The following is an 18,678-nucleotide window of genomic DNA, read 5'->3' as shown; positions in this document are numbered from 1 at the left end:
TGTTCTTAGATTTAGAGCCTTCATAACACTTTACATGAGAAAATTATTTCATCTGGCTGTGGTTGCATTTTCAAGTCTGGCTGTTAATGCCCAGGAACTGAAATACACAGATGGCAAAAATTCGTGGGATGCAGATTCCCTTGGCAATCACCGTGTCGTTATCACATATTCCGGATCAGAAGAAATAGCAAGGGCTGTTATTCCCTGGCGCAGGCCTGATGACCATCCTGAGTTGAAAAGGATAATCATTGAGGATGGCAAAACGCATAAAAAAGTTCATAACGTCAAAACCGAAAAAATAGACGCCTTCAGTTGCGATATTCTCTTTGAACCTGTATCGGGGTCGGGAACGTATTACATGTATTATATGCCTTCAAAAAATGAAGGCCGCTCCAATTACCCGAAAGGCGTTTATCTTAAACCGGAGGTTACAGCATCAGAAATATGGCTGAATAAGATAAAAACAAACACTCCGCTTTCTGCCAAGGCGACTGAGATACAATCAATCGACGCGTTCAATAGCTTCTTCCCAATGGAAGTTGTGGCTTCACCATCAGAAGTGAAAACCCTGCTGGCTAACTACAGCAGGAAGGATATGATCGTTTTCCCCGAGGACAGAATGTATCCAATCAGGATGAATGATCGTCTGCCTTCCAGATGGATAAAAAAAGGAACTGCAGCAGGTTTCGAAGGAAAAGCATTCCGGGGTGAATTCTATAGTTTTCAGCTTGGTTTGTATGCCCTTCGTCAACTGGAGGATGTTACAGTGTCATTCTCGTCACTCAAATCAGCATCAGGTTTAGTAATACCTGCCAGCGCATTTTCATGCATCAATACTTCAGGCACAGATTACAAGACACAGAAGTTCGTAAAATCCATCACTGTCAACGCCGGACAGGTGCAGGCCTTGTGGTGCCTGGTTACCATTCCCCGGGAATTAAAACCGGGCAAATACACTGGCTTTGCTGAAATAAAGGCAAGGAACACTGCACCACTTAAGGTCAGAATTTCAATCGGCGTGGACAGCCAGGTTGTGCCAGATGGCGCTATTGACGAGCCCTGGAAACAAACAAGGCTTCACTGGCTGAACTCCACTTTATACCAGGAAAATAAAGTCATCGCCCCATACATTCCACTCGAAATTGAAAACACTAATATTACGCTTCTTGGCAGGAAAGTGAAATTGAATAATGATGGACTTCCTGCAGGGATTCAAACTTTCTTCAACCAGGAAATGACAGGCTATACCAAAACCGCCAACGAGCTGCTTTCTTCCCCGATTGCCTTTTCACTGGTAAATGCGGATGATGGTAACCCTTATCGACTTTCTCCCGGCGGCATTACCTTCACCAGGAAAGAAGAAGGTACTGTACAATGGAATGCACTCTCTTCCGGTGATGCTATCCAGATGCATGTTAACGGCTCACTTGAATTTGACGGGTTTCTTCAATATACTGTAAAGATTACTGCATTAAAGGATGTGCACCTGAGCGATATCAATATGGTGATACCATTCCAACGAAGTGCATCAAGATACATGATGGGACTTGGCCAGAAAGGTGGAAACCGGCCAGTTTCATATGACTGGAAATGGGAAGTGGCAACAAAAAATCAGGATGGCGCATGGATAGGCAGTGTGAATGCCGGGTTACAATATTCATTACGTGACGAAAAATATGTACGCCCGCTTAATACGAATTTTTACCTGCTGAAGCCTTTAAACCTTCCCACGTCATGGGGTAATGAGAACAAAGGCGGGGTAACTATCCGTGAAACCGGGAACACTGCACTGGTTAATAATTACAGCGGTGCACGTCAAATGAAAAAAGGCGACACACTGTACTATAATTTCACATTATTAATTACTCCTTTTCATACAATCGACACAGACTTCCAGTGGGAAAACAGGTTTTATCATAAGGCAAGCCCGGTAGATACTATTAAGGCAAGTGGCGCAACGGTAGTGAATATACATCACGCCAATGCCATCAATCCCTGGATTAACTATCCTTTCATCGAACACAAAAAGATGAAGTCGTTCATTGATTCTGCCCATTCTGCGGGATTAAAAGTGAAGATTTACAATACCGTTCGCGAGTTGTCGAACAAAGCTTATGAAACCTTTCCCCTTCGCAGTCTTGGTCACGAAATTTATTCGCCTGGTAAAGGAGGCGGTTTCAGCTGGCTACAGGAGCACGTGCATGATGACTATATTGCCGCATGGTTCGTTCCGGGACTGAAAGACGCTGCGATTGTGAACAGCGGTATGAGCAGGTGGCACAACTACTATGTTGAAGGAATGAACTGGCTGGTACGCAATGTTGGTATAGATGGTATTTACCTCGATGACGTAGCCTTTGATCGCATAACGATGAAGCGAATTAAACGTGCTCTGACCCAGGATCACCATTCGGGCATAATCGATCTTCATTCAGCAAATCAGTTCAATAAGAGTGATGGTTTCAACAACAGCGGGAACCTTTATCTCGAACATTTTCCCTATTTAAACAGGCTATGGTTTGGTGAATATTTCGATTACCAGAAAAACAGCCCCGACTTCTTTCTGACCGAAATCAGCGGCATCCCTTTTGGCCTGATGGGAGAAATGCTGGAAGGTGGAGGCAATCCATGGAGGGGAATGCTGTATGGTATGACTAACCGTTATCCATGGAGCGATAGTGCTGATCCCAGGAACATCTGGAAAGCATGGGACGCTTTTGGGATGAAAGGTTCAGAAATGATTGGCTACTGGAGTGAGAATTGCCCTGTAAGGACCAGCAATCCACAGGTACTGGCCACAGTATACAGGAAAAAGGGCCAGGCAATGATTTCACTTGCAAGCTGGGCTTCCGCCGATACAACAATCACTTTACAGATTGACTGGACCAGGCTGGGAATAAACCCGGCGAAGGCCCGCATTGAAGCTCCTGCCATCAAAAACTTCCAGCCGGCAAAAACATTCGGAGCGGATGAACAGATTCCGGTAGAAATGGCAAAGGGCTGGATAATAATCATTAAAGAGAACGGTCAATGATCTCGTACAGAAAAATGAGAACTGCCATATTACTGGTTCTGGCGACAGCCGCAAACCGGAAAGCAGCTGCGCAGTTCGGACCAGCTACTGTGAAAGAATTACATGAAAAATTCACAACATATCCTTATTCTGACCCCAATCCAATACCTGTCTCAGGAGCTCTATATCCCTATTTCAGGTACGATGGGTTTACTACAAAACCAGTTCAGAAAGAATGGAAGGTTGTAGAGTTGGAGAACGATTTTATTAAGCTAAGGATACTACCGGAAATTGGTGGAAAGATCTGGACTGCAATTGAGAAATCGACAAACCGTCCATTCCTGTATAATAACGAGGTGGTGAAATTCAGGGATATCGCCATGCGTGGACCCTGGACCAGCGGCGGCCTTGAAGCCAATTTCGGAATAATTGGTCACACACCGAATTGCGCGACGCCAGTCGATTATATAACCAGGACGAATGCAGATGGAAGCGTCAGTTGTTTTATCGGCGTACTCGAATTACTCAGCAGAAGTTACTGGAGAATGGAAATCAACCTGCCTCGTGACAGGGCATATTTCACGACCCGTGTATTCTGGCACAATTCATCGCCACTTGAACAACCATACTATCATTGGATGAACGCGGGACTAAAAGCCAGCGGCAACCTTGAATTCATTTATCCAGGCAACCGGTACCTCGGTCATGACGGTGAGTATGCGGAATGGCCCGTCAACAATAATGGCAAGAAAATCTCTTACTACGAAGAGAATAATTTCGGCGGCTACAAATCATACCATGTATTTGGAAAGCATGCCGAATTCTCAGGTGCATACTGGCACCAGGATCAAATGGGTATAGTCAGGTTTGGAATGCGCGATGGCAAAGCCGGTACCAAGATCTGGATCTGGGGCTTATCAGACCAGGGAATGATATGGGAAAAATTACTGACCGATAAAAACGGCCAGTATGTAGAACTTCAATCGGGAAGGTTATTCAACCAGAACAGCGAAAAAAGCAGCCAGACACCCTTTAAGCATGTGGGATTCCAACCTTATGCAACTGATAGCTGGATTGAATACTGGTACCCCGTACTTCAGACGAAAGGTATGGTAAAAGCCGACCAGGCAGGTGCGCTGAATCTCTATAATGAAGACGGATGGCTCAAGATCAGGTTCTGCGCGGTTCAATCATTGGCCGACACTTTAACAATCTCATCATCGGGCAAGGTCTTATATCAAAAGGCCGTTCGGCTGTCGCCAATGCAGACGTTTGCTGATTCAATAAAAGAAACCCATTCAACCAATGACCTGCTCGTAACATTCAAGCAGTCGGATTTCCGGTTTGAAACTGACCCGAAAGCCGATATATTGGGCAGGCCTGTTGATGCGCCGGCTGATTTTGATTGGAATTCTGCCTACGGATTATACCTGCAGGCCACGGAAGCGGGAGATCAAAAAAATTACCGGCTGGCTGAGTCCAGGTTGCTTGAGTCTCTGGAAAAGGAAAAGAATTACTTTCCCGCCCTTGTGCAGCTTGCACAATTGTATTACAGGAACTTCAGGTACACGGAAGCACTGGCAGTGGCAAAGAAGGCGCTCGCTATAAATACTCATGATGGTGCAGCAAATTACATTTACGGACTCGTTAACCAGGCGCTCAAAAATAATGTCGATGCAAAAGATGGATTTGAGCTGGCGGCATTGTCACCGGAATACCGAAGCGCCGCCTATACACAGTTAAGCCGTATCTGGATCAAAGAAGAAAATCAGTCCAAAGCAATTCAGTATGCGCAACTCGCGATGTTAAACAATGGATACAATGTAAATGCATTATCATTAATGGCATTGAGTTTCCGCGTTGCAGGTGAAATGAAGAAGGCTTTTGAAACAGTTGGAAAGGTGCTGGAAATGGACCCGCTGAATCACCTGGCGGCGTTTGAAAAATACTTTGCAAACCCCTCCGGGGAAAACAAGGCGAATATCGCCGGAATTATCAGGAATGAGATGCCGCACGAGTCTTTTCTCGAATGTGCAATCTGGTATAATTCTGCAGGTCGTAATGTTGAAGCTGCTAAAGTGCTTGATATGAGTCCTGATACCCCTGAAAAAAAGTACTGGCAGGCATATTTGAATAACAGTAAACTTCATGCAACTGCTTTCCAGCCGTTTCTTTCCTTTCCTTTCCGTTCAGAAACAGCCGAAGTCCTGGAGAAGTTGTTGAAGAAAGAAAGTCACTGGCAGTTAAAATATCACCTCGCTTTAATTTTTAAAGATCGCAACCGACTGAAGGAAGCGCTGGAACTGTTACAGTCATGCTCAGACGAGCCGGATTTTGCACCGTTTTACATTGTAAGGAGCGGACTAAAAAAGCAAATGAATGACACGTCTTATGGAGAAGACCTGGAACATGCCGCTAAACTTGATAAAGACTGGCGGTATTCAAAACTATTAACTGAATATTATAACAGTACGGGAAGGCGGGCAGAAGCATTGTCATTAATAACCGGATTTTGCCGTGAACACCCTGAAAACTATATAATGGGCATGCTCCGGGCCAAGACATTGCTGATTAACCGAAAGTACAGTGAAACTGATGCCGTGTTGTCGAAACTCCGGATCATTCCTTTTGAAGGAGCAACAGAGGGAAGGGAGCTTTACAGGGAGGCCAAGCTGATGCAGGCAATAGCACAGATGCAGGCAAAAAAATATAAAAAGGCATTGCAATTCATTGAGGAAGCAAAAAAATGGCCTGAAAACCTCGGAGCTGGTAAGCCATATGATTCTGAAATAGACCTGCGGCTTGAAAGCTGGCTTACTTACCAATGCAAGAATAAAATGCACGACAGCTCCGGAAACGCCGCTCTACTCAGGCAAATTACCGGCTTCCATCCCCGCGTTGACAATACAGTACGGAATTTCCAGGCTTCCAACACACTGGTAACAGCGTGGGCATATAATGAATTAAATGAAGCTGACAAAGGCCGCGAATGGCTACAGCAACAACTACTCGCCTTTCCAGAAAATAAACTGGTCGCATGGGCGAGGTCGGTATTCTTTAAGCAGAATCTCATGTCGTTATCAGAATCTGAAAAAGAACCCAACCAACGTATATTGGAGGCGCTTATGAACCCATAAGCGCTTCCCAATATTCAGCAGCCCTGCGGGTGTGGGGTACCACAATTGTACCTCCGACAATGTTTGCAACGGCAAATATTTCATACATTTCTTCGGTAGTGATGCCAAGTTCATGGCATTTGCCAAGGTGGTATTTAATACAGTCATCACACCTTAAGACCATACTTGCAACAAGTCCCAGCATCTCCTTGGTCTTCTTATCCAACGCGCCTTCTTCGTAAGTATTAGTGTCAAGATTCCACAACCTTTTCATGACGAGGTTGTTTTTTGACAGGATAACCTCATTCATTTTCTCGCGGTAATCATTAAACTCCTTAACTAAATTGCTCATATCAGAATATTTTAACTGAGCAAATTTAGGCAACTGCTACACCGCTTCGTACTTTAGAGCAAACACGACTGAATGAGACTGATAATTTTCCTGGCTTTGTGGATGGCTGCAGTGACCTCCGTTGCCCAAACAAATAGGTCTTCCGTAAAACTGACTGATATGCTGAAGATTCGCCAGCCTGGAGGCGTTCAGCTTTCTCCAGACGGCTCAACGGTGTATTTTACGCTTACCGGTATTGAGCCGGACGGCGAAAAGAAATGGGAATACCAGTATAATACGCAGATCTGGTCAGTGAGAACTGACGGTGTATCCCAACCACGCCAGCTAACAACCTCCCGTGAAAATTCTTCCCAACCGTCCTTAAGCCCGGATGGCCAGCAACTGGTCTTTGTACGTTCGATAGATGGCAGGCAGCAACTTTTCCTGCTCTCCCTCCAGGGCGGTGAAGCCGTTCAGTTAACGCGCTTCCGCTATGGCGCAGGGTCACCCAGATGGAGTCCTGATGGCAAACGGATCGCATTTACTTCAAGCATTCCCTGGAAAGAATTTGCCAATGACACTACTCTGAATCCCGGTCGGAACTTACCGAAATGGTCAACCGAAAAACCAGGATTCAGGAATGCTGCTTACCTGGTGGAACCGGCAGCAAAAGCTGACCCAGACGGATCAGTTGAGGAAGCAAGGGCCTGGCTGCGGCAGAATGAAACCGACAAAAAAGCCAAGGTAATCACCCGGTTGCAGTTCCAGGAAGAAGCTTCGACAAATGGCGAACTCAGTTTCTCACATGTTTTTGTGATTAACGCAACTCCCGGTTCAGTATCTAAACAATTGACGCAAGGATATAATTCTTTCGGAAATCCCCAGTTTGTAAATAACGAACAATTGCTGGTGGAAGGAGAAGCTGATGAGACCGTGCATCCCGACCGGAATCTTTCCCGTGGACTTTACAAAGTGAACGTTGATGGATCAGGTTTAAGCAGCTTTCTGGTGAGGGACGACTATAATTATTCCGGCGCTGTTGTATCACCGGGAGGTAAATGGATAGCCCTCCAGCATGGTCCATCAGGAGCAGTTTCCATTCCCACCCTTGCCATCATGCCGGTTGGAGGGTCAGCAAAAGACATTCTTGACATTCCAATTGACAGAAGCAAAGGCAGTGTTACCTGGAAAGGTGACGATGTTCTCTATGCCGTTGCGCAGAGCAATGGCGGCGCAATCATTCTCCAATATGAACTTAAAACGAAAAAAGCCCGTACGCTCGGTTCCAGTGATGAAGGAGTGGGCTCCCTCGCAGTCGCAGGCAACAGGCTGGCATATTCAAAAACAAAATATTCAAATCCATTTGAACTTTACCTCGCAGATGCCAATGCAAAAAATGAAGTGGCACTGACAAAATTCAATTCGGAATGGATAAGCAACAGGGCCCTCTCAACGCCTGAAAAGCACAGCTTCGTCAACGAAAAGGGATTGACGGTTGAATATTGGGTGATGAAACCGGCGGGCTTTGTTGAGGGCAGAAAATACCCATTACTTCTGCAGATCCATGGTGGTCCAGCTGCCATGTGGGGGCCCGGCGAGAGCTCTATGTGGCATGAATTTCAATACTGGTGTGCCAAAGGATATGGTGTTGTGTACAGTAATCCCCGGGGTTCCGGGGGCTATGGTGCTGAGTTCCTTAAAGCAAATGTGAAAGATTGGGGTAACGGACCCATGAGTGATGTTCTGACTTCGCTTGACAAAACAATTGCGGAAGGATGGGCCGACACTTCTCACCTGTTTGTTACGGGTGGCTCTTATGCCGGTTACCTGGTGGGTTATATACTTGGTCATGACAAGAGATTTGCTGCAGCGTGCAGCCAGCGTGGTGTGTATGACCTCAGAACATTTTTTGGCGAAGGAAATGCCTGGCGTCTTGTGCCTAACTATTTTGGCGGATATCCCTGGGAATCAAATGTACTTCAGACACTTGAGCACGAATCGCCAATCAGCTATGTCAGCAACATTACAACTCCATATATAATTTTTCACGGTGAAAATGACCTGCGTACGGGCGTGATCCAGAGTGAACAATTTTACAAGAGCCTGAAAGTTCTTGACAGGCCTGTGGAGTATGTCCGTCACCCGGGTGCAACACACGAGATTACGCGAACCGGCAACAACCGCCAGCGGATGGACCAGATGCTTCGCACCTGGGAATTCTTTGAGCGGTTCCGCTGACGAGTGAAAGCAAATTAGTTTTTACATTTGAAAATGATCAGGATGTTCAGGATTCTTTTATTCATGTTGGCAGTCGCCTGTTCCGTGACAACACAGGCCCAGTCCTTTGATTCGATTCTTCAGAAGCTCGATAGCCAGTACCCGCAGGAAAAAATACATGTGCAGCTTGACAAGGCAGCCTACAATGCAGGGGAAACTATCTGGCTGAAAGCCTACCTGTTGTCGGCATACACACTTTCGAATATCAGCAAAAACATATATACGGAACTGATTAATGAGAAGGGGGAAATTGTGCAGCGAAAGGTTACTCCCGTGGTTGTAAGTGGAGCAGCCGCATCATTCGAACTGCCTACCACGCTCCAGGATTCGGTATTGTTTCTGCGTGCCTATACCCGCTGGATGCTGAACTTTGATTCTGCGTTTTTGTATGTACAGTCAATCCCCATTCTAACCGGCAAAAAGGCCGGCAACAAAAAACAGGCAACAATTCAACCCGACATCATCAGTTTTTTTCCTGAAGGTGGTGATATGATAACAGGGTTGGAATCAACCATAGCTTTCAAGGCCACAGATCCGCGCGGATTGCCTGTCAAGACTTCAGGAAACATCCTGAACAGTAAAGGTGATAAGCTTCTTTCTTTTTCAAGCAGGCATGACGGGATGGGAACTTTCCTGTTAAAGCCTCAGCCGGGTGAGCAATATACTGCCGTCTGGCAGGACCATTATGGAAAGCAACAAAAGAAGCAATTGCCAGCTCCCAGGGATAAAGGCATAATCCTCGATGCCATCCATCGCCCGGATGGAATCCAATATGGGCTGAAACGCAGAGAGGATGCGGCTGACCAGGCAGGACTATATTACGTGGTGGCGCAGATGCAACAGCAACTGGTTTATATGGCCAAAGTAAATCTTTCCAAATCAGCGACTGTAACTGCGGTAATACCGACTGAGAACCTGCCCACCGGCATTGTGCAGATGACTATTTTTAACGAGCAGCAACAACCTCTGGCTGAGCGGATCATGTTCATCAACAAACAGGACTATTATTTCATAACGGACCTGAATGTGCAGGTGAAAGGCACGGAGAAGAGGGCAAAGAATGTAATCCAGATGGATGTTCCGGATTCGATCATTTGTAATCTGTCTATAGCCATAACTGACGCAGGTGTAAATCCTGTTACCCGGGGCGAGAACGATATATACTCTCAAATACTGCTGACAAGTGATATTAAAGGATACGTTCATGATCCCGGTTACTATTTTTCCAGCGAAGCCGATTCTGTTAAAGAACACCTTGATCTTGTCATGCTTACAAATGGATGGCGGAGGTTCAGGTGGGAAGACGTTCTTGCCGGCCGTTTCCCTGTTATAAGAAACCAACCCGAAGACTACCTGACTCTTGAAGGAACCATAGCAGGTCTTTCCAAGACAGAACTGATAGACAGGGAACTCAGCGGGATCCTGTCTTTAAAAAATGGCGGACAGCAGGCGCTGATTATCCCGGTAGGGCGTGATGGACACTTCACTTTACCCGGACTATTCTATTATGACACCGCAAGGGTCTTTTACCAGTTCACCAATGATAAAAATAAGGTGCTGACCAGTAAGGCAGTTATCGATATGAAAAATAACTTCCTGAAAAAAGGGCCGGATTTCAGTAAGGATGAGCAACCGCCATTGATATTCCCATTGCAGGACCAGGCGACACTTGATAAAAACCTTCAGTCGGCACAAAAGAATATTGACCAGAAGGAGAGCCAGCGCAAGGTACAGACACTCGAAGGAGTCGTAGTAAAAGCAAAGCAAAAATCCCGGGAGGAAAAGATGGATGAGGAATATTCATCCGGAATGTTCCGCGGGGGAAATGGATACACCTTCATTACAGAAGGAGATCCTACTGCCAATGGTGCGATGACAGTGCTTACCTACCTTCAGGGAAAAGTGCCCGGCTTGCAGATTAGTGTTTTTGGCTCCAATGCAAAGCTTGCATGGAGAGGGGGCTCGCCAACATTATTTGTAAATGAAATGCAGAGCGACGTTCAGTTGATCCAGAATACCCCAATGAGTGATGTGGCCATGATCAAAGTATTCCGTCCGCCCTTCTTCGGGGCATCGGGTGGTGGTGCCGGTGGTGCGATTGCTGTTTACACCAAAAAAGGTGGCTCATCAAATGAAAATGTGAAAGGCCTGGATTTCGCAAAGATCCCGGGTTATACCCCTGACAGGGAATTCTTCGCCCCGGATTACTCTACCCCATCACCCGACCATGATCAGGAAGATGTGCGTACAACGCTTTACTGGAATCCTTTCATTATGACAGACAAGAATAACCGAAGACAGTTCTTTACCTTTTACAACAATGACATCACGAGGAAGATAAGGGTAGTAATTGAAGGTATAAATGCAGAGGGGAAACTTACCAGGATGGAAAGGGTTTACTGACAGATTGCCTGTTAACCACATTTCATTGTTCAAAAATAAAAGAGAGGCCATCCGGAAGGATGGTCTCTCTTTTTAATATCGGATCAGCTTTAATTACCAGCGGCTGCCGCTGTTGCTGAAGGAACGACGGTTGTTTCCACCACCACCACCGTTGTTGCTGCGCTCTTCGCGAGGCTTGGCAACTGATACACGGATTGCACGACCTTCTACCATTCCACCATCCAGTTCAGCGATCGCTTTCTGGGCAGCTGCATCATCAGGCATTTCAACAAAACCGAATCCACGGCTTTTGTTTGTGAATTTGTCCATGATAACACGGGCAGAAGTTACTTCACCATACTCGGTGAAAAATTCTCTCAGGTCTTCGTCTTCAACATTGAAGCTCAGATTTGAAACGTAAATGTTCATACTAGAAATAAAAAAAATAATAAATAATGAGCGGTACGATACGGGCGGAGATTATCAGTAGCAGAAAATGCGTAGCAGTATAATTCGATCCAATGCCGGGATCATTAACTCAGTTAACGGCGCAAATATACAACCTTATTAGTCAGTCGCAAACAATTTGAAGATTTCCGTCCTTAAAAAACTGTTATCGTTTGTGAAGGAAGCCCGGGGCGTGCTTCAACGATCTGTAGGCAAGCAGCGAACTCAGCATAACCAATAACGCTGCCATCAGGAAAGGCGCACCGGGAAAATACACAGCAGCTCCTGGGCGTGTAAACACGGCGAACAAATTGGTCATGACAGGGGGACCGATTATGGAAGTTGCACTCATCAGGCTTGTTAAAGCGCCCTGCAATTCACCCTGTTCATTTGGCGGTACTGCGGATGATATTATTCCCTGCAACGCGGGGCCGGTTATTCCGCCCATGCAGTAAATCACTGTAAATGCAAACATCATCCAGCTGGCTGTAGCGAAGCCATATAATAAAAATCCTACGCTGTAAAATAACAGCCCGGTGTAAACACTTTTTTCATTTCCCCACCTTGGAATGACAATGCGGATCAATCCTCCCTGTACCAGCGCGATCATCAGGCCTACAAACCCAAGCGAATAACCGATCAGTTGCTTACTCCATCCAAACTTTTCAATGTTGTAGAAGGTCCACGTGCTCTGCACTGCGTGTGCGGAGATATAAATCAGCACCAGCGAAGCCACCAGGCCGGAAACAGCAGGATGTTTTCTTAGATGTCTGAATGAACCAAGCGGATTTGCCCTTTTCCATTCAAATTTTCTCCTGTTCTCTGCAGGCAGGGACTCCGGAAGAACGAAATAGCCATATAGGGCATTCAAAAGGCTTAATGCAGCAGCCGCAAAAAACGGAACCCTTGCTCCAAAGCTTCCCAGCAACCCGCCGAGTACCGGGCCGATAATGAATCCCATCCCAAAGGCAGCACCGATCATTCCGAAATTCTGAGCCCTGTTCTCAGGTGTGCTGATGTCGGCGATATATGCTGTTGCTGTGGTAAAACTGGCTCCGAATATTCCGGCTATGATCCGACCGGCAAACAGCCACCAGATGGTTGGTGCAAAACCCACGACCAGGTAATCAAGTCCGAATCCGAGCAAACTCAGTAATAATACAGGTCGTCTTCCGTAGCGGTCGCTAAGGTTGCCCAATACCGGGGCAAAAAGGAATTGCATAATGGCATAGGCAAAAGTCAGCCATCCTCCGTATTTCGAAGCCTCACTGTTGTTTCCATGGATGAGTCCTGCAATCAATTCAGGAATGACCGGGATGATTATACCAAGTCCTGTAACATCGATCAATAAAGTAACCAGGATGAATCCCAGCGCCGCCTTCCTGTTGCCTGCCATAAAATGTGTTTGCTGAATTAAGGTGCGAAAATAGCCCTTCTGTTAAATTCTCCTACCTTTGCCGCCTACCCAACCAACTGCAATGGACAATCAACTGTATGATTTTGGCATGGTGGGCCTTGGCGTAATGGGTCGCAACCTACTACTCAACGTTGCCGATCATGGCTTTAAGGCAATCGGATTTGATAAGGATCCACAGAAAACTTCCTCATTTGAAACTGCGGCTACTGCAGGTACTACAGTGAAGGGTGTGAATACCCTTGAGGAAATGGTACATCAACTTTCCACACCGCGTCGTATAATGATCCTCGTTCCGGCAGGAAAGCCTGTGGACGACGTAATTGAAAGCCTGCTTCCACTAATTGATAAAGGGGACATCATTATTGACGGCGGAAATACTTATTACACAGATACTCTCCGCAGGTACCAGTACCTGCAACCGAAAGGAATCCAGTTTATTGGCATCGGCGTTTCCGGCGGCGAAGAAGGAGCCAGGACAGGTCCAAGTATGATGCCCGGAGGTGATAAGACAGCCTGGGAACACCTTCGCCCGATTCTTGAATCAATTGCTGCGAAAGTAAATGGCGACCCCTGTGTAGACTATATGGGTAAGGGCGCTGCCGGGCATTTCGTGAAGATGGTACATAATGGTATCGAGTACGCGATCATGCAATTGATCTGTGAGGTCTATGACCTGCTGCATCGTGGCGGCGGCCTGAATAATGACGAACTTCACAAAATATTTGCTTCATGGAATGAGGCAGAGCTGAAATCTTACCTGATCGAAATTACAGCTGACATCTTCAGGCAGAAGGATGATATCGGCAACGGATTCCTTGTTGATAGTATACTTGACAAAGCCGGCTCCAAAGGGACAGGAAAGTGGACAAGCCAGATCGCAATGGATATGGGAGTGGCGATTCCAACCATAGACATGGCTGTTACCATGCGAAATCTATCAGCATTGAAGCAGGAGCGGGAGAAGGCGGAGCATCTTTATGGCTCAAGGTCATTCAGCCAGGCGCCGTTTGCCAGTGAAGTTAACTCGCTGACCACTGATACGCGCAAGGCACTATATACGGCAATAATTCTCAGTTATGTTCAGGGCATGGCCATGCTGTACACCGCATCACAGGAACTGGAAATGGAAATTCCGCTGCACAATGCTGTTAAAGTCTGGAGAGGGGGATGTATCATCAGGTCTACCCTGCTGGAAACATTTTATTCCGCTTATAAGCATAATCCACAAACGTCGAACCTGTTACTCGATGAAACCATCGCATCCCTGGTTAAGGATAATATCGGATCTCTCCGGAAGGTTGCAGCACTTGCGGCAACGAATGGCTTTCCGGCCGGTGGACTTATGAATGCACTGACCTATTTTGATGCTTATTCCACAGGCAGGCTACCCTTAAACCTGCTGCAGGCACAGCGGGATTATTTCGGCGCACATACCTACGAAAGAATTGATAAAACAGGGAAATTTCATACGCAGTGGGTCTGATCTTTCAACCCAATCAAACCTTCAAACGTTAAACTTCTTATGTCAACCAACCATAAAAGACCACCATCTTCACTGATTTTTATTTTTGGCGGAAGCGGGGACCTGAATCACCGGAAATTATCACCTGCATTATATAATCTCTTTATAGATAACTGGATGCCCGAAAAATTCGACATTGTCGGAATAGGTCGGAGACCTTATGACAATGTGAGTTACCGGCAGCATCTGTATAAGGGTATTGGCGAATTCAGCCGCAGGAAGGATGATCAGCCTGGCCGCTGGGACACTTTTTCAAAATATGTTTCTTACCTGCAGATGGATGCAGAGAATGAAGCAGAATATGAAAAGATTGCAGAAATTGTCAAGCAGAAAGAGGCTGAGTACGGCGAACACCCCAATGTTATTTTCTACCTGGCGGTGGCACCCCAGCTCGTTGCCGGTATCGTGAGTAAACTTGGCCCATTGAATATTTGCGCTGACACAAAATGCACTCGGGTTGTAGTGGAAAAACCATTTGGGCACAATCTCGAAAGTGCACTGGAGCTGAATAAGCTGCTCGCAAGTATGTTTGATGAAAAGCAGATTTACCGGATCGATCATTACCTGGGAAAAGAAACAGTTCAGAACATTCTCGCCCTTCGGTTCGCCAATGCATTGTTTGAGCCAATTTGGAACCGCAATTATATCGATCACATCCAGATTACAGCTGCTGAAACTGTCGGGGTTGAAGGCAGGGGGGATTTTTATGAAAGCTCCGGTGCGCTACGCGACATGGTGCAGAACCACATACTCCAGTTGCTTTGTATGATAGCCATGGAAGCCCCGGTAAGTTTTGACGCCGATGAGATCCGGAACAAAAAGGTAGATGTACTGCACGCTATCCGTAAACTGCGGAAAGAGGATGTACACCACAATGCAGTGCGTGGACAATACAGCCAGGGTTGGATGAAAGCGAAGGAAGTAGCCGGATACAGGCAGGAAAAGAATGTAGACAAAGGATCACCGGTAGATACGTTTGCTGCCGTTAAGTTCTATATAGATAACTGGCGCTGGCAGGACGTTCCATTTTATGTTCGCACAGGTAAAAGAATGAGTGATAAGGAAACGATCATTACCATCCAGTTCAAAACAGCTCCAAATTTTGCATTCCCTCCTGAGGCTGCGGAAACCTGGCGACCAAATCGTCTGACTATCAGCATCGCGCCGGAAATGGACATACGACTTCGTTTCCAGGCTAAACGACCTGGACAAGGCGTTGCACTAAGTCCTGTTGATATGATCTTCAGTTATAAAGATGCTTATATTGAACAGGAGCCAGAGGCATATGAAACACTTTTGCTGGACGTAATGGAAGGGAATGCAACCCTGTTCATGCGGGAAGACCAGGTAGCGGCAGCATGGAAAGTGATCATGCCGATCCTTGAAGCCTGGCAACAACGAGAACCGGTTGATTTCCCGAATTACGCACCGGGTTCCTGGGGACCGGAAGACGCTGAAGCACTTATTGCACGTGACGGCAGGAACTGGGTGACCCTGCCTGCACCTCACCAGGAAAATTAAACTGTATGTCCAATACACCAGAAATACATATCCAGCCCGATGCCGAAGCAGTAGCAGTGGCTGCGGCTGCATTTATTACGGAACGGATCGTAAAAACACTGGAAAAGCAGGAACGATTCACTATCGCCCTTTCAGGTGGCAGCACACCCAGGAGGCTTCACTACCTGCTTAGTCATCCGCCGTATAAAGACCAGATCGATTGGGATCGGCTTCACATTTTCTGGGGAGACGAACGATATGTACCGCTGGATGATGAGCGCAATAATGCCCGTATGGCTTATGATACGCTTCTCAATTATGTCAGTGTTCCTGATGAGCAGGTGCATATAATGAAAACCGATTTACCTGATCCAGGCGAATCTGCATTACAGTATGATTCAATTCTTCACAGGTATTTCGGTAAGAGTGAAAACAGCTTTGACCTGCTGTTGCTGGGGATGGGAGACGATGGACACACACTCTCACTGTTTCCAGGAACCGAAGTTGTACATGAAACGCGTAAATGGTGCACCTCATTCTTCCTGGAACAACAGGATATGTTCAGGATTACTCTGACCAAATCAATCGCTAACAGGTCTGCCTGCGTCCTTTTCCTGACAACGGGCAAAGGAAAAGCAAACGCCTTGCAACACGTACTTAACGGTCCGACGAATATCAATCTCTACCCTGCCCAGACTATTCAGCCGGAAAACGGTGAAACCCACTGGATAATAGACACCGCAGCCGCAAGCCTGCTTCCAAAATAGCCTCTTCTTACAGCTTCAGAAAATACTGTACAGTCCGCATTTTTACTGCGGACTTTTTCTATTGGTCGAAATAATGCTTCCATTTATCGAAAACTAGGGGCAAACACTTAGCGTTTTCAAAAGCCGGATATATATTTACTCTTAGAACCCGCACGACTCCAAAATTCCTCCGAAAACTGCCCCTTTTCCATTAATTGATCTTTCCAACAATCCTTTAGAAGCGCTACTATCCTCGACCTGTTGAAGAACCTGTAACATTTAATTCTACCCTCATGAACAGGTTTACTCTGAAATGCATTTTGTTTGCACTGGTAGCTGCTACCACCTTTTTTGAAACTACACAAGCCCAACTGGCCGCCGGCGAATTACCCGTCGCTGAAATTACCCCGGTCCTTTCTGTCAGGTATCGCGCTCTTAGAACTAGTGGCTCTGGCGCATTTATGTACATCGGGACTCCTGACCTTACTGTTGTAACAAACCGTCAGCAGGTAACATTTGCCTACCTGCCCCGCATAGATTTTGTGATCTCATATGATCGTATAGCCGGAACGTTCACAAATACTACCAGAACCGTTAACGGATCAGGTACAACGGTATCTACTCAGACTTCTACGATTAATAACATTATGACTTTTGTTGGCACCGTTAAAGCGGGGTACAACAACAAGATCAATTATATGCAAATGCATTACAAGCTCAATCACAATAATGGCGATAACGGCCAGGTTACGATTGAGAACCTGACATTAAATGGATCTCCTATGGGAGGTACCTACCAGGGCTCAGTAAAAAAAGACTTCTATTTCTATCACCTTGATGTAAATTTTTCGAACAGCTTTACGATTACCGGAACGATGCGTCTAAGCGGTACATTCAACAATGGCCAGGACGCCAATATCCTGGAGTTTACCTGGGGAAACTATTCGGCTTTCTCCACGCTGCCATTGGGTTTCACAGCTTTCAAAGGAACAGCTGAGAGCAATAAGCGAAACAAGCTGACATGGAAGACGGATGATAACAATGAGGGAAAATACTTCGAGGTGCAACGTTCTGAAGACGGGCAGTCATACAGCTCCATTGGAACCGTTCAGGTAAGCGAAGAAAGACAAACCGGCAATTACACATTCTACGATACAAGGCCTTTATCGAACGCGTGGTACAGGATCAAAGCCGTTGATATCAACAACAAACTCATCTATTCAGCAGCGATCAGGGTAAACCAGCGCCTTTCTGAAACAAGGGTGTTGCAGCAGGCCGGAAGTACCGAACTACTCTTTCCTGACGTGCAGATCAGGTCGGTGATAGTTTACAACATGGCCGGTGTAGTCATGCAAAAGGGCAATTCAGCAGGAATAAATTATACTATTAACCACCAGAATCTGAAAAAGGGAGTCTATGTGTTTCGGGTTAACGGAACACATGACGGGGAAAGCAGGCAATTTGTGGTGCTATGATGCCAGGCTAACTGCCAGGCTCAATCGAGTCGTAAACTATGACCTTCTCCCATAGAGAACTGCATTCTTCAATGAATTTGAGATGAACCGGATCCTTCTGGTAGCTTTCCTGGTCCGCAGGGTTGTCGAATACCAGGAGCCAGGATACAGCATAGGATGTGTCAATTACATCCCTCTTTGTGGGCGCCGGAACGCCGATGTGCGACATGCGGATGGTTTTGACTTCAGACAGCTTTCGAAGACCCTGGAGGAGTTTCCCGCGATCCTCCTCATTTTCGGGCCGTTTCAGCCAGAAGTATACATGGTGGATAAATTTGTGGTGAAGCTGGTTCTCCCAGGTTGCTGAAGAAAATGCTCCCAGTCCACCCATTACAGTTGCCTTACCAGTTTCGGAAATGAATTCCCGACGTGTTTGGATCTCCATTTTGTTGCTTTAGGACCTAAAAGCTACG

Annotated in this window: 12 protein-coding genes; 8 read left to right on the top strand and 4 right to left on the bottom strand. The window is 46.3% G+C overall.

All coding sequences use genetic code 11. The features are described 5' to 3' along the window. The first annotated feature begins 34 nt into the window (after positions 1 to 34). Together OI18_RS01810 and OI18_RS01805 are read left to right on the top strand one after the other, a co-directional pair. The gene (locus tag OI18_RS01810; protein WP_039136495.1) at positions 35 to 3,034 is read left to right on the top strand and encodes a glycoside hydrolase domain-containing protein; all 3,000 of its coding nucleotides are present in this window, start codon (positions 35 to 37) and stop codon (positions 3,032 to 3,034) included. Beyond that, positions 3,031 to 6,150, top strand: coding sequence for a DUF5107 domain-containing protein (locus tag OI18_RS01805; RefSeq protein ID WP_205409965.1), 3,120 nt, complete (start codon positions 3,031 to 3,033; stop codon positions 6,148 to 6,150). The genes OI18_RS01810 and OI18_RS01805 overlap by 4 nt, the downstream gene beginning before the upstream one ends. On the opposite strand, the gene OI18_RS01800 is transcribed toward OI18_RS01805, so the two are convergent. After that, positions 6,137 to 6,481: a carboxymuconolactone decarboxylase family protein gene (locus OI18_RS01800; RefSeq protein WP_039136494.1), complete on the bottom strand. Its 345-nt coding sequence runs from the start codon at positions 6,479 to 6,481 to the stop codon at positions 6,137 to 6,139. The two genes, OI18_RS01805 and OI18_RS01800, sit on opposite strands and share 14 nt — an antisense overlap. A 72-nt stretch (positions 6,482 to 6,553) precedes the next feature. Here OI18_RS01800 and OI18_RS01795 point away from each other — a divergent pair, with 72 nt between their 5' ends. Together OI18_RS01795 and OI18_RS01790 are read left to right on the top strand one after the other, a co-directional pair. Continuing rightward, positions 6,554 to 8,698 (top strand): S9 family peptidase, encoded by a 2,145-nt coding sequence (locus OI18_RS01795; RefSeq protein WP_039136492.1) that lies wholly within the window; start codon positions 6,554 to 6,556, stop codon positions 8,696 to 8,698. Between the two features lie 42 nt (positions 8,699 to 8,740). Next, the gene (locus OI18_RS01790) at positions 8,741 to 11,140 is read left to right on the top strand and encodes a hypothetical protein (protein WP_152616696.1); all 2,400 of its coding nucleotides are present in this window, start codon (positions 8,741 to 8,743) and stop codon (positions 11,138 to 11,140) included. 93 nt (positions 11,141 to 11,233) lie between these two features. Here the strand turns inward: OI18_RS01790 and OI18_RS01785 are convergent, their stop codons facing one another. Further along, positions 11,234 to 11,548, bottom strand: coding sequence for an RNA recognition motif domain-containing protein (locus tag OI18_RS01785; protein WP_039136487.1), 315 nt, complete (start codon positions 11,546 to 11,548; stop codon positions 11,234 to 11,236). A 184-nt stretch (positions 11,549 to 11,732) separates the two neighbouring features. Beyond that, on the bottom strand, positions 11,733 to 12,962 hold the full coding sequence (locus OI18_RS01780) for a TCR/Tet family MFS transporter (protein ID WP_039136484.1): 1,230 nt from the start codon (positions 12,960 to 12,962) through the stop codon (positions 11,733 to 11,735). Positions 12,963 to 13,044: 82 nt separating this feature from the next. On the opposite strand from OI18_RS01780, the gene gndA reads away from it, so the two are divergent. From gndA to OI18_RS01760, 4 genes are all read left to right on the top strand, one after another. Next, complete coding sequence (gene gndA, locus OI18_RS01775; RefSeq protein ID WP_039136481.1) at positions 13,045 to 14,466, top strand: NADP-dependent phosphogluconate dehydrogenase; 1,422 nt, start codon at positions 13,045 to 13,047, stop codon at positions 14,464 to 14,466. A 39-nt stretch (positions 14,467 to 14,505) separates the two neighbouring features. Next, positions 14,506 to 16,026 (top strand): glucose-6-phosphate dehydrogenase, encoded by a 1,521-nt coding sequence (gene zwf / locus OI18_RS01770; RefSeq protein WP_039136478.1) that lies wholly within the window; start codon positions 14,506 to 14,508, stop codon positions 16,024 to 16,026. A gap of 5 nt (positions 16,027 to 16,031) precedes the next feature. Then, complete coding sequence (gene pgl / locus OI18_RS01765; protein WP_039136476.1) at positions 16,032 to 16,772, top strand: 6-phosphogluconolactonase; 741 nt, start codon at positions 16,032 to 16,034, stop codon at positions 16,770 to 16,772. A 272-nt stretch (positions 16,773 to 17,044) separates the two neighbouring features. Beyond that, positions 17,045 to 18,226, top strand: a complete 1,182-nt coding sequence (locus OI18_RS01760) for a T9SS type A sorting domain-containing protein (RefSeq protein WP_039136474.1) — start codon at positions 17,045 to 17,047, stop codon at positions 18,224 to 18,226. Between the two features lie 7 nt (positions 18,227 to 18,233). Here OI18_RS01760 and OI18_RS01755 read toward each other — a convergent pair whose 3' ends face one another. Continuing rightward, positions 18,234 to 18,650, bottom strand: a complete 417-nt coding sequence (locus OI18_RS01755; protein WP_039136472.1) for a Dabb family protein — start codon at positions 18,648 to 18,650, stop codon at positions 18,234 to 18,236. Positions 18,651 to 18,678 lie beyond the last annotated feature (28 nt).

The organism is Flavihumibacter solisilvae, from assembly GCF_000814475.1.
In the GTDB taxonomy this organism is placed as follows: Bacteria; Bacteroidota; Bacteroidia; order Chitinophagales; family Chitinophagaceae; genus Flavihumibacter; species Flavihumibacter solisilvae.
Note: the sequence above shows the minus strand (reverse complement) of the source record. Positions and strands in the feature narration are given on the sequence as shown.